9 protein-coding genes and 1 tRNA gene are annotated in these 11,882 nt (G+C 65.6%); 8 read left to right on the top strand and 2 right to left on the bottom strand.

Translation table 11 applies throughout. From position 1 onward, the window contains the following. The first annotated feature begins 45 nt into the window (after positions 1-45). Complete coding sequence (locus K2F54_RS06105; RefSeq protein ID WP_220604979.1) at positions 46-750, top strand: type 1 glutamine amidotransferase domain-containing protein; 705 nt, start codon at positions 46-48, stop codon at positions 748-750. 173 nt (positions 751-923) lie between these two features. On the opposite strand, the gene K2F54_RS06100 is transcribed toward K2F54_RS06105, so the two are convergent. Both K2F54_RS06100 and K2F54_RS06095 read right to left on the bottom strand, forming a co-directional pair. After that, positions 924-2,702 (bottom strand): HNH endonuclease signature motif containing protein, encoded by a 1,779-nt coding sequence (locus tag K2F54_RS06100; RefSeq protein ID WP_220604978.1) that lies wholly within the window; start codon positions 2,700-2,702, stop codon positions 924-926. 162 nt (positions 2,703-2,864) lie between these two features. After that, entirely contained in the window at positions 2,865-3,974 is a 1,110-nt protein-coding gene (locus tag K2F54_RS06095) for an aminotransferase class V-fold PLP-dependent enzyme (RefSeq protein ID WP_220604977.1), read from the bottom strand. 81 nt (positions 3,975-4,055) lie between these two features. On the opposite strand from K2F54_RS06095, the gene K2F54_RS06090 reads away from it, so the two are divergent. The 7 genes from K2F54_RS06090 to K2F54_RS06060 all read left to right on the top strand — a co-directional run bounded on the left by K2F54_RS06090 (position 4,056) and on the right by K2F54_RS06060 (position 11,636). Then, on the top strand, positions 4,056-5,057 hold the full coding sequence (locus K2F54_RS06090; RefSeq protein WP_220604976.1) for a LysR family transcriptional regulator: 1,002 nt from the start codon (positions 4,056-4,058) through the stop codon (positions 5,055-5,057). A 7-nt stretch (positions 5,058-5,064) separates the two neighbouring features. Continuing rightward, the gene (gltX, locus tag K2F54_RS06085) at positions 5,065-6,585 is read left to right on the top strand and encodes a glutamate--tRNA ligase (protein ID WP_220604975.1); all 1,521 of its coding nucleotides are present in this window, start codon (positions 5,065-5,067) and stop codon (positions 6,583-6,585) included. Next, positions 6,582-7,646 (top strand): NAD(P)/FAD-dependent oxidoreductase, encoded by a 1,065-nt coding sequence (locus tag K2F54_RS06080; protein WP_220604974.1) that lies wholly within the window; start codon positions 6,582-6,584, stop codon positions 7,644-7,646. Before gltX ends, K2F54_RS06080 begins: the two co-directional genes overlap by 4 nt. Positions 7,647-7,681: 35 nt before the next feature. Then, positions 7,682-7,753 (top strand) — tRNA-Gln (locus tag K2F54_RS06075). A 196-nt stretch (positions 7,754-7,949) separates the two neighbouring features. After that, positions 7,950-8,144 carry a helix-turn-helix transcriptional regulator gene (locus K2F54_RS06070; RefSeq protein ID WP_220604973.1) on the top strand — a complete coding sequence of 65 codons (195 nt, stop codon included), beginning with the start codon at positions 7,950-7,952 and terminating at the stop codon, positions 8,142-8,144. Positions 8,145-8,313: 169 nt separating this feature from the next. Further along, positions 8,314-9,342, top strand: coding sequence for a tyrosine-type recombinase/integrase (locus tag K2F54_RS06065; protein ID WP_308287540.1), 1,029 nt, complete (start codon positions 8,314-8,316; stop codon positions 9,340-9,342). Positions 9,343-9,515: 173 nt separating this feature from the next. Continuing rightward, the gene (locus K2F54_RS06060; RefSeq protein ID WP_220604971.1) at positions 9,516-11,636 is read left to right on the top strand and encodes a restriction endonuclease; all 2,121 of its coding nucleotides are present in this window, start codon (positions 9,516-9,518) and stop codon (positions 11,634-11,636) included. Positions 11,637-11,882 lie beyond the last annotated feature (246 nt).

Raw genomic sequence — 11,882 nt, 5'->3', positions numbered from 1 at the left:
CTCGAGCACCGCATCCAGATTCACTGAATTCGATCTAGGAGAACCATGACCTCTGTACTTTTTGTCGTCAGCGCTGCTGACCACTGGACCCTCAACGACGGGTCGCTGCACCCCACCGGATACTGGGCCGAAGAGCTCGCCGAGCCCCATCGCCTCTTCACCGAGGCCGGCTGGTCGATCACCGTCGCTACCCCGAATGGCGTCGCCCCCACGGTCGACGAGGGCAGTCTGGCCGCCGGTGCCACCGGCGGCGAGGACCGCTCGGCCGAGCTGCGCAGCTACCTCGAATCGATCCCGGCGCTGAAGACCCCCAACTCGCTCGACGACGTGACCGTCGCCGACTACGACGTGGTCTTCTACCCCGGCGGACACGGCCCGATGGAGGACCTCGCGGTCGATACGACCAGCGGGCAGATCATGACGGATGCCATCACCTCCGGCACGATCCTCGGTGTGCTCTGCCACGCTCCGGCCGCACTTCTGGCCGCCGAGGCCGAGGACGGCACGTGGCCGTTCCTGGCCTACCGCATGACCGGCTTCACCGACGCCGAGGAAGCCCTGGGCGGACTCGCCCCCAAGGCCAAGTGGCTCGTGCAGGCTCGCCTGGTCGAGCTGGGCGCCGACTTCGTCGAGGGAGCATCCTTCGCCGAGCACATCGAGATCGACCGCAACCTCTACACCGGCCAGAACCCTGCGTCGTCGGTCAAGCTCGCCACGGCGATCATCGACGCGGTCGCCGCGCATAAGTAACAGCGCTGAGCTAGCACCACCACGCAGTCTCGCGAAGGCGGTCCCGTGGTCACCTCACCATCCCGAGGTGACCACAGGGCCGCTTTCGTGCGTGTGGGGCGCGATGTACCGCGCCCCGCTCTCGAATCGAGTGGGCCGAGATTTGTTGGCGTACCCTGTGTCGCGAGGTGCCGCTAGAACGGCGGGTTCTCCGGTGCCGGTCGTGTCGGTGTCCGGGTCGGTCGTGGCCGGGGTGTGAGGTAGTTCTCCTCTGCGGGTCGCTTCCGGGCCTTGGGGCCCACCACCGGCGGCCGAGGACGCGGTGGGGCCATCGGATTGGCCGGATCGGTGCGGTAACTGCGCCTTCCCGGCGAGGTCCAGACCAGAATCCCGCCCGGTTCCTGGGTGACCCGCCACTGCGAGAGGTGCTTGAGGCGATGGTGGGGTTCGCAGAGGTGCGCGAGGTTGTCGCAGTCGGTCGGGCCGCCGTCGGCCCAATCGTCCGTGTGATCCACGTCGCTGGTGACCGCGGGGCGGGAGCAACCGGGGAACCGGCAGGTTTCGTCTCGTACCCGGAGCCATTTCTTCATGGCCTTGGTGTTCTTGTGCTGGATTTTGCCCAGGGAGAGCACCACGCCGGTTTCCGGGTGGGTGAGCAGCCGGGTGAAACTCGGGGCGTGCCCGGCAATTTCCCGGGCCATGTCCGGAGAGATCGGCCCGTAGCCCTCGAGGGTGGCGGGTTCCTCGTCTAGACCCAGCAGGGTGAGCACGGGAACGGTGATCATCACCTTGCCGCGGATTCCGGCGCCCATGCCGTCGGGTGTGATGCCGTCCAGGAGGAGTTCCCGGGTGATGTCGGCGCGGAGTTGGTCGAGGGTGCGTTGGTTCTGCTCATCGCTGTCGGCCGAGTTCCCCTCTTCACCGGCTGCATCAACTTCAACTCCAGCACCCGTGCCGGCCGCCTCGGCCGCGGTCGCCACGGATTCGCTGCCGGGCACGGAGCCCAGCGCGGTGCGTAGTGGGACGGGGTCGCCGATTCTCTTCAGGCTCCCGGCCATGGACTCGATCCGGTCGTAGGCGGCTTTCGTGTCGTGCGCGGTGCCGTACCAGTGCAACCAGCCCATCCCATCGGGGGCTGCCTCCCAGTAGGTGCGCCGCTCGGCGAGGGCGTTCTTCGTGCGGACCGCGATCGACTTCGGGTGCAGTCTCTCCCGGAGGCGTCGGGCTTTGTCCCTGAAGCGGCCCACCGGTAGCCGTTTGGCGTCCGGCAGCAGCTTCGCCTCGAACGACTCCTGGTCCTCCATCGGCACGGTGCGCATCTGATCCACCAGCACGGTCGCGTGCCGATAGCTGATTTCTCCCGCAGCCAGCGCCTCGAAGGTGGCCGGGGCACACGTCACCCACAGCGCCTGCTCCATCAAGCGTTCCACCGTGCGTTCGGCCACCCGCAACAGGCACGCGGTCTCACTCACGATCGTTCGGCGGGCCACCTCACGGTCGTCCCACCGACTGTAGGCGGCGGCCCGGGCCTGATCGTCGGTGAGTGCCGACGCGTTCACGTCGGCGAGCCGGATGCTCTCCGGGTTGCCGTGCAGGCGCGACGACACTTGCGGGTCTTCGCTCCAGCTCTGCAGCTCGACGAGGAACTCGACCTGCCGGGCCTGTGCTTGCGCGATGGCGCGGGCCTCGGCCGCGATCAGTTCCGTGCGCCGGGCCAACTCGGTGCGGACCAGCTCGTCCAGGGCGACATTGGGGACGTAGGGCTCGTACGCGCCCGATTCTGCCGACTCGCCGGCCGGCGTCGGTTCGTCGGACCGGCCTGGCTCATCCGGTGGAGTCGGGTGGTCGGACCGGCCCGGCTCACCGGGCGGCGTCGGGCTGAGTGGGGGTGGGGTGGATCCGGGTGGAGCGGACTCCGGAGAGTAGTCGTCATCGTCCGGAGTGGGCGGTGGTGCCTGGTCTGGGCTACTCATAGTGAGATCGTCTCACCTACCACCGACATTGACGCCGCACGCAGACGCACCCCACCCACGCATCCGCGAACCGTGAGAAAAGCACCGTAACTCGCGCGTTTTCGGGGCTTAAGTCACAGTTCGCGAAAGGTAGGGGGGCGAGTGGGCGAGACCGGGGTGGGGCTAACGGGCGAGGGCGCTGAGGATCTCGGCCACGTCGGAGGTGTCATTCCAGAGGTGGAAGGCGACTCGGGCGCGTCCCGCCCGGCCGGACGCCGTGATGCCGGCGGCGGTGAGGCGGGCAAGGTCTGTGCCGGCAGGGTCGGCCCAGGTGATGATCGCCTGATCGCGCTGGGGGAGACCGAGCCCGGCGCACAGGGCATTGCCCAGGCCGGTGTCGTGCGCGTGCACCGCGGCCGCATCGAGCGTGCTGAAGAACTCCAGCGCCACCCTGGCTCCCACCCAGGCCGGCCAGGCCGGCGACACATCGAAGCGGCGCGCATCCGTGGCCAGGGTCATGGTGGGCCCGTAGCAGGATGCCCACGGGTCCTCACCCGCGAACCAGCCTGCCTGCACCGGGAGCAGCAGCTCGGCCAACTCGGGCCGCACGGTGAGAAAAGCGGCACCGCGGGGCGCGCCCAACCACTTGTAGGCATGGCAGATGGTGGCGTCGAACTCGGCCGCGTTCACCGGCAGCCAGCCCGTGGCCTGGGTGGTGTCGCAGAGCGTGAACGCACCCACCGCGGCGGCCGCGGCCCGGATGGCGGGCGCATCCGCGATCTCACCGGTGGCGGACTGCACGAGCGAGAACGCGACCAGCCAGGTGCGCTCGCTCACGGTCGCGGCCAGCTCGCCCACCGGCACGTGTCGCACGGTGATGCCGCGGTGCTCCTGCTGCAGGAACGGGAACACCATCGAGGTGAAGTCCCCGTCCACGCAGACCACCTCCCGGCCGGCCGGCACGGATGCGGCCAACACGGCGGCCATGACCGACGCCTGCGACCCGATGGCCACCCGGTCGCTGGCGACCCCGACCAGGCCGGCGTACAGCGCCCGCGCCCGGTCGATCTCCTCCTGGTAGTGCGCGGGAGAGGCCCCGCCGCGTCTCCAGGTGTCGGCATCCGAGTGCAGCGCGCGAACCGTGTCGAGCGTCGGCAGCCCGGCGGTGCAGGCGGCCAGGTATCGGGTGGCCGAGGGGGAGTACGCGGCCCTGGCCTCCGCCATGGTCAGCGCGGGCGTCTGCGTGACGGCGGGAGTCTGCGTGGATGCGGGAGTCGAAGCGGAGGATGCCATCTCTCCAGCGTCCCGCCCCCGCATTCATTCGACAATGCCCAGTGCACGATCAATCGCATAACTAATCGTTATGCTTCAGTCATGCCCGACACCATTAACCGTGCACTCGACGTAGATTCTCATGCGCTGCGCATCGTGCAGCGCATCAACGAGCTCGGCTCGATCACCGCGGCCGCTCGCTCCCTCGGCTACAGCCAGCCGGCCGTGAGTCAGCACCTCAAGCGGCTCGAAGCCCGGCTTGGCTTGCCCCTGGTGGTCAAGGCCGGCCGCGGCGTGCGGCTCACCGAGGCCGGCCGCATCCTGGTCCGGCACGCCGCCACCGTGACCCAGGCGCTGGATGCCGCGGCAGGCGAACTCAGCGACCTGGCGGGACTCCGCAGCGGCCGGGTCACCCTCGCGGCCTTCCCCTCCGCGTCGGCCACGGTCATCCCCACCCTGCTCCGTGGGCTCTCTCAGCGGCACCCGGGCGTGCAGCTGAGCTATCTCGAGGCGGAACCTCCCGAGGCCGTGCGCGCCGTGCGCGACCAGGCCGCCGACCTCGCCCTCACCTTCAGCTACACCGGCGACCAGGCCGACCCGCACCGGCAGAGCGCGCAGGGTCTCACCGTCGTGCCGCTCTGGCGCGACGAGATGTTCGTGGTCGTGCCTCGCGAGCATCCGCTCGCCGGGCAGGACCGGATCGACCTGGCCCTGCTGGCGGCCGACCAGTGGATCGGCGGCTGCCCGCGCTGTCGCTCGCACCTGCTCGACCTCGCCGGCCGCAGTGGCTTCAGCCCGAGCGTCTCGTACGAGACCGACAACGTCGTGGCCGTGTTCGGCCTGGTCGCCGCTGGCCTCGGCGTGGCCCTCGTTCCGGCACTGGCGATCGCCGCGTCGCCGCTGCCGGCCGGCATCGTCGCCCGGTCCACCGCGGGTGGCGACTTCCGCACGATTCACCTCGTCGGCACGATCGGCGCCGACACGGTGCCGGCGGTGGCCGCCACCATCCGCGCGATCGCGGAGATCGATGCGTCGCCATGGTCACTGCACGCCCCGGCGGCGCAGTCCGCACACGCCGCGCTCGGCGCGCCGTCGGTAAGATGACAGCAGTATGTCTACTACAACAGCGCACCCGTTCTCGACCGCAACCGGCACTGACGTGCGCGTGCGGTTCTGCCCTTCGCCCACCGGAACGCCGCACGTCGGCCTCATCCGCACGGCCCTGTTCAACTGGGCCTACGCCCGGCACAACGGGGGTAAGTTCATCTTCCGTGTCGAGGACACCGATGCCGCCCGCGACAGCGAGGAGAGCTTCACCCAGCTGCTCGACGCCATGCGCTGGCTGCGTCTGGACTGGGACGAGGGCGTCGAGGCCGGCGGCCCGAACGAGCCGTACCGCCAGTCCCAGCGCTACGACATCTACCGTGACGTGATCAACAAGCTGATCGAGTCCGGTCACATCTACGAGAGCTTCGCCACCGGTGAGGAGATCGCCGAACGCAACATCAAGCTCGGCCGCGACGCCAAGCTCGGCTACGACAACTACGAGCGCGACCTCACCGACGAGCAGAAGGCCGCCTTCCGGGCCGAGGGCCGCGAGCCCGCGCTGCGCCTCAAGGTGCCAGACACCGAGCTTTCCTTCGACGACCTGGTGCGTGGCGAGATCACCTTCCCGGCCGGTTCGTTCAGCGACTTCGTCGTGGTTCGGCCCAACGGGCATCCGCTCTACCCGTTCGTGAACCCCGTCGACGACGCGCTCATGGGCGTCACCCACGTGCTGCGCGGCGAAGACCTGCTCTCCTCCACGCCCCGCCAGATCGCGCTGTACCACGCGCTCATCGACATCGGCATCACCACCTTCGTGCCGCGCTTCGGCCACCTGCCCTACGTGATGGGGGAGAAGAACAAGAAGCTCTCCAAGCGCGACCCCGAGTCGAACCTGTTCCTGCACCGCGAGCGCGGCTTCATTCCCGAGGGCCTCGTGAACTACCTCTCCCTGCTGGGCTGGTCGCTCACGCACGACCGCGATGTCTTCTCGATCGAGGAAATGATCGCCGCCTTCGACGTGGTGGACGTGAACCCCAACCCGGCTCGCTTCGACCTCAAGAAGGCCGAATCGCTGAACGGCGACCACATCCGCCTCCTCGAGCCGGCCGACTTCGCCGCCCGCGTGGTGCCGTACCTGGTGACCGCCGGCATTCTCACCGAACCGCTCAGTGACGATGAACAGGCCATCCTCACGGCAGCCGCCCCGCTCGTGCAGGAGCGCATCGCCCTGCTCGGCGAGACGCCCGACATGCTCGGCTTCCTGTTCGAGAGCGCCGACAAGCTCGAGCACCAGGCGGATGCGCTCAAGTCGCTTCCGCAGAACGCCGCCGAGATCCTCACGGCCTCCACGGATGCGCTCCGCAGTATTCCCGAAGCGGAATGGACCCACGAGCGGGTGCACACCACCCTCACCGAGACCCTGATCGACGGACTCGGCCTCAAGCCGCGGGTCGCGTTCGGCCCGCTGCGCGTGGCCGTGTCGGGCCGCAAGATCTCGCCGCCGCTGTTCGAGTCCATGGAGATTCTCGGCCGGGCCGACTCGCTGGCCCGCCTGGATCGGCTCTCGGCGACCCTGGTGTCATGACGTCCGGTGGTTCACTGAGCGCCGGAGTCGGCAGCGATTCCGCTGCGGGCACGGCCGCCGGTGTCGCGAGCGTTGAGGCGCCGTACGACGTCGTCATCATCGGCGCCGGACCGGCCGGGCTCGCCGCGGGGCTCAACCTCGTGCGTGCCCGCCGGCGCACCCTGATGATCGACAGCAACCGGCCCCGGCACTCCGCCACCCTGCGCTCGCACGGGTTCATCACCCGCGACGGCGTGCCTCCGCTGGAGCTGCGCCGGATCGGCCGCGAGGAGTACGAGGCCTACCCGGCCGCGGAGTTCCACATGGGTCTGGTGCGCACGGTCGAGCAGTTGCCCGGTGCCGACCTCGCCGACGCCACCGCGGCCCGGTTCACCGTGTCCACCAAGGGCATGCGCGGCGAGAAGAACCGCGTGGTCACCGCCCGCACCGTTCTCATCGCCACGGGCCTGGCCGAGACGCTGCCGGCGCTGCCGAGCATCCGCGCCTGGTATGGCACCAACCTGCACAGCTGCATCGGCTGCGACGGTTATGAAGAGGCCGACCGCGCCCTCGCCCTGATCGGCGAGACCGACGACCTGGCCGAACACGCGCTGCTCATCTCGCAGTGGACCGATGATTTGATTGTCTTCACCAACGGCATCGCCCAGGTCAGCGACGCCGACGAGGCGTCTCTGGCCGCGCGGGGCATCCGCGTCGACCGGCGCCCCCTCACCGACGTGGTGGGGGAGCGCGGCGCCATGACCGGCATCCAGGTCGCCGACGGCGAGTTCGTGGCCAGGGCGGGCGGTTTCGTGCGCCCCCGGTACGAGGCGGCCGCGACCTTTGTGGCCGCGCTCACCCCGGCCACGGATGCGTACGGCCTCATCGTCGTCGACCCGCAGGGCCGCACCTCGGTGCCCGGTCTCTACGCCGCGGGCGACACCACCCCGCCCGGCCCGGAGCAATTGCTCGTCTCCGCCGGTGAAGGCGCGCGCGCCGCTGTGGCGATCAACCGGGAGCTGCTCGGCCCACTTGCGACACACCCTCCGCTCAATTTGGCGGCCCGTACCGAAGTGGGCTAGAGTTACTTTTCGGCGCGGTTCTCGGACTACGCCATTGGGGTATGGTGTAATTGGCAACACGGATGATTCTGGTTCATTTGTTCTTGGTTCGAGTCCAGGTACCCCAGCAGTAACAGGCGCAGGATTCCGCGGCGAAACAGCCCATCGCCCGTCCTCCCGATCAGGCCCAAATTGGCCGCTGTGACCAGAAATGGACCAGAAACCCCATTGCAGGGTCACTGTGACCACTTATCGCCCGGACTGATACGGACCCGTCCCGGCATAGTCGGAACAGTCACGAAAGGCCCCGCACACCTTCTGGGTATGGACGCGACGACACAGATCACTCCGACGTTTCTCACCCAGCGTGAACTCGCCGAAATGCTCCGGCTACCCGAGCGCACATTGGAAGACTGGCGCCTCACCCACACGGGGCCGCCGTTCCTCAAGCTCGGCCGGCACGTACGCTACGACGTTCAGGACGTGCTCGCCTGGGCTCAGGAGCACCGGCATGGCTAGGCCACAGATCGCTGCCGGCGTGCTGGGCACCATAACTGTGGGAGTCCTGCCAAACGGCCGGTACCGAGCCCGCGCTTCCCTCCGAGACGACGGCGGAGTCCTGCATCGTCTGTCCGCGGTTGCTCACACTGACGAGAACGCGCGCGCAGACGTTCGGCGGCAGGCAGCGGTGATCGGTACCGGCGGCACCGGCGCTCTCTCGTCCAAGAACACCGTTAACCAAGTGGTGGAACTCTGGCTCTCTCAAATAGCCGCCCGCGCGAAGACGGGCAGCCTGACGTATTCCACGTACGAATCGTATGAGACAACCGCGCGCCTCATCATTTTGCCCCGCTGCGGAGGGATCAAGCTCGAGCGACTCACTGTCGGTCGGTGTGACCGCATCCTCCAAAAAATACTCGAGGAAGAATCCATCTCCAAAGCACGCCACGCCCGCGCCGTGCTGAGCCTCATCTGCGGCTACGCCGTCCGCGACGACGCGCTGCCAAGCAACCCGGTGCGTGACGTGCAGCGTCTGCCGACAGCCCCGAAGAAGGAGTCCACGCTCACCACGGAGCAACTCAACGGCATTCGTGAGCTCATGCAGGATTGGCGAGTCACGCGCGCGGACGGTCCCAGACCCAACTACCGCATTCTGATCGACGGCATGGAAATCATGCTGGGCACCTCAATCCGAATCGGAGAATGCCTCGGCCTGCGCCGCTGCGACGTGGACATGACAACCCGACCACCAACCCTCGTCGTCAACGGCACCATCGTCAGCACAAAAGCTGAAGGAATCCACCGGAAGGACACACCCAAGCGCTCCCGACAGCGACGCAGCATCGCCCTGCCATCGATGGCGGCAGCCGCTGTGCGCCGACGGCTGGCACTCGCTGAACCAGACCCGGATGCTTCACTATTCCCAACTAAGACCGGCCGTGCACTCAGCGTCAGTAACTATGAGCGCCTGCTGCGCTCATTCATTGCCGACGAGCGCGCGCAGCTGGTGAAGATGGGAGTCGACGTCGACGAGTACACCACCCACATCTACCGACGTACGGCCGCGACACTCGTCGAGCGTGCGGCAGGTATCACCTTGGCGTCTCGACTCCTAGGCCACGCGAACGAGCAAACCACGCGAAACAGCTACGTGGTCACAGCTGACCAGGTAGACATCGTGACCGCAGAGATTCTTGATGACGTGCTGGGTGGCTGAACAACAACACTCACAACGCGTGCCAGGTAACTCCGGCGTCATTGGTAATCACCCGCGAACAAGGTGTATCAAATGGGTGTCAGAAGGAATTGCCGCAGCTTGGATTCCAGATGGGGCCAAACACAAGTGGGAAAGTCTGGATAAGCAATCAGAAGGCCCCATATACTCCAGATATGGCGTCTACAACCGTAACTGACCCGTCGCAAGAGATGGCCGAGCAGAGGGCGCTGTGGCGGAGACAAACGAACTCTCTGCCTTCGCTACGTGGGGGCAAGCGAGTGTGGTTTGCACTAGTCGTCGAACTCGTTGAGCAGATCGCAGCCGGCAAAGCGCAAGTCCTGGATTCAAGACCCGATGTGCCTGCGGAGTTTTTTGATGTCGCGACACGCAAGGTGGGTGCGGCTCCCTCGGCAGTGACGTCAACATGGCGCGAATACGGAAGTTTTCTCAAGAGCATAGGTTTCGCACAAGCTGCGCGGGGCGGACTCGATCTAACTCCGTCCGGTCACAATTTTCGGACGAGTCCTGTGCCTGAAGCGTTAGGGGCCGCCTTAGCAAGCCGTTTTAGGCTCTTTGTGGAATCGCTCGCGTTCGTTTCTAACGCGCCCTCCACTGTGGAGGACCTCGACAGCCATCTTCGCGGTCTGTACGAAACAGGTTGGACCAGTCTCAGCGGTACTCGTGATCGTATCGATTGGCTCGACGCACTGGGACTAGTTGAAGGCGCCGGTGGCCGGCGTTGGAAAACGACCGAAGTTGGAGAGGCACTCCTTTCCCGCTGTGTGAGCGTTAGCCCGGAAGCCTTAGTGACGAGTCCAACTGCTGTGCGTGACTTCAGCGAGGCACCGCCGGAGATTGGGGTTCTCCTCAGCCAACTCTCGACTACCAATGATCTCCATGAGGCTCGGAGTACCTACAACATTTGGGTGCCAAGCCCAGCGGCAAGTCCCAACAAAGTTGAAAACCTGAGAACGATCGTAAACGCGGCACTCGATCCGACTGATCGCGAAGAGCTTCTTGGCTTTATCGCCGACACCTTCTCGCTGCAACGCAGCAGTGTCGATTCGATGATGCCTTTTCTCCGTGCGTCCGGCCTCCTCCACGAGATAGGACTCGGCGTTTATCAGGCCACGACTCCCGCTAGATCGTGGATCGAATCGGAGGAAGATATCAACTTCATCCGAATACTCCATTGCAATATGCGTTTTGTTGGCGAAATGATTCGTACGGTGAAGCCTGGCGTCACCCGTGCCGACATGTATCTAGAATCGGCGAAGTACGGTCTCAATGTCGACAAGAGCAGGTGGATCGCATCATTTCTCGAAGACGTTGGCTTGGTCGAGCAACCGCGATATGGGAGCCTTCGGGCAACCCCGCTCGGACTAGCGTTCCTTGAGGAGTTGCCACTCGCCTCAGCTCCGACTACAGACGACCCCGAACAGGTCCTGTTGGTCGAACAAACTCAGAGAGATCTCGCGGATCTGAATTCTCGCACCGATCAACTTGTGACACTCTCAAAAGCGCCGCACGCTCAGAGTCTCGGTTCAGGGAAGGCGTTTGAGATTGCGGTCCGTGACGCATTTCTCACGATGGGGTTCCATGCGAGAACAATCAGTGGATCGGGTGATACCGATGTTGTTGTGAGCTGGCGGAACCAGGCAGGCGATGAACTGGTTGCCATTGTGGAAGTTAAGTCTCGATCAAACGGCCAAGTGACCCATACCGATATCAGTGACGTGGCGCTAGAGACCCACCTGAGCCAAAATCGGGCCAATTACGCGGCCGTCGTAGGACCATCATTCGCTGGCGAGACTATCAAGAACATGGCTGCCAAGAGAAGTTGGGCGCTTGTGGACGCCCAGCGGTTGGGAGAGATCACTGAGGCTGCCGTCGAGCTGGGTTTGAGCCCGCAAACGACAGGTCTCCTTTTCAAGGTTCCCGGTGGACTTGACGAACTTGCCCATGCAATCGAGCAGCGACAGCGAGAACTCTCTGTCGTTTCGTTTGCGGTGTCTCAGCTCGTCAACGAACAGAGGGAGACGGGCGACTCGATAACGGCCCGCGACATGTCTCGGGACGGAAGAAAATCAGATCTTCATCCCACCCTTGAAGAGGTCCTCAACGCGCTCTCGCACGTGGCGCGCACGGCCCCTGAAGCAATTCGAGAAATGCACAAGCATGACGACGTCAAGTTCTCGACATACGCACTCGGTGACGTGAGCGCGGCAGCTTCACGCTTGCGAGCGCTGGCGAACGCCATGGAGACATCGCTGCCGCAGGATCCCAACAGCTGACTTTGAGAGTCTCAAGGCCACCATCGTGTAATTCAGCTGGCCCGCTATGGTCTGTATCAATTGGCGATCGACCCTCTGACGTGTCAGGCGTGGCCTGGTCGTGGAATTACTTCTCGGCTTCGTACAACTCGGAGAAGAGGATTGGCCTTGACCCCGGAGAGTGGACACGGGCGAGTTGGATCTCAGCGGCCTGTGACGAGTATTGCATCTCGAACTCCACTGGCGTGACATGCCCGATCGAGGAGT

It is taken from the genome of Cryobacterium inferilacus, assembly GCF_019599185.1.
Taxonomy (GTDB): Bacteria; Actinomycetota; Actinomycetes; order Actinomycetales; family Microbacteriaceae; genus Cryobacterium; species Cryobacterium inferilacus.
The sequence above is the reverse complement of the archived record's forward strand: the minus strand, read 5'-3'. Positions and strand labels throughout refer to the sequence as shown.

Bases quoted from the DNA above. Each gene is read 5' to 3' on its own strand.
- K2F54_RS06080 (WP_220604974.1), top strand. From the start codon at position 6,582: ATGACGTCCGGTGGTTCACTGAGCGCCGGAGTCGGCAGCGATTCCGCT.
- K2F54_RS06090 (WP_220604976.1), top strand. From the start codon at position 4,056: ATGCCCGACACCATTAACCGTGCACTCGACGTAGATTCTCATGCGCTG.
- K2F54_RS06100 (WP_220604978.1), bottom strand. From the start codon at position 2,702: ATGAGTAGCCCAGACCAGGCACCACCGCCCACTCCGGACGATGACGAC.
- gltX (WP_220604975.1), top strand. From the start codon at position 5,065: ATGTCTACTACAACAGCGCACCCGTTCTCGACCGCAACCGGCACTGAC.
- K2F54_RS06070 (WP_220604973.1), top strand. From the start codon at position 7,950: ATGGACGCGACGACACAGATCACTCCGACGTTTCTCACCCAGCGTGAA.
- K2F54_RS06105 (WP_220604979.1), top strand. From the start codon at position 46: ATGACCTCTGTACTTTTTGTCGTCAGCGCTGCTGACCACTGGACCCTC.
- K2F54_RS06060 (WP_220604971.1), top strand. From the start codon at position 9,516: ATGGCGTCTACAACCGTAACTGACCCGTCGCAAGAGATGGCCGAGCAG.
- K2F54_RS06095 (WP_220604977.1), bottom strand. From the start codon at position 3,974: ATGGCATCCTCCGCTTCGACTCCCGCATCCACGCAGACTCCCGCCGTC.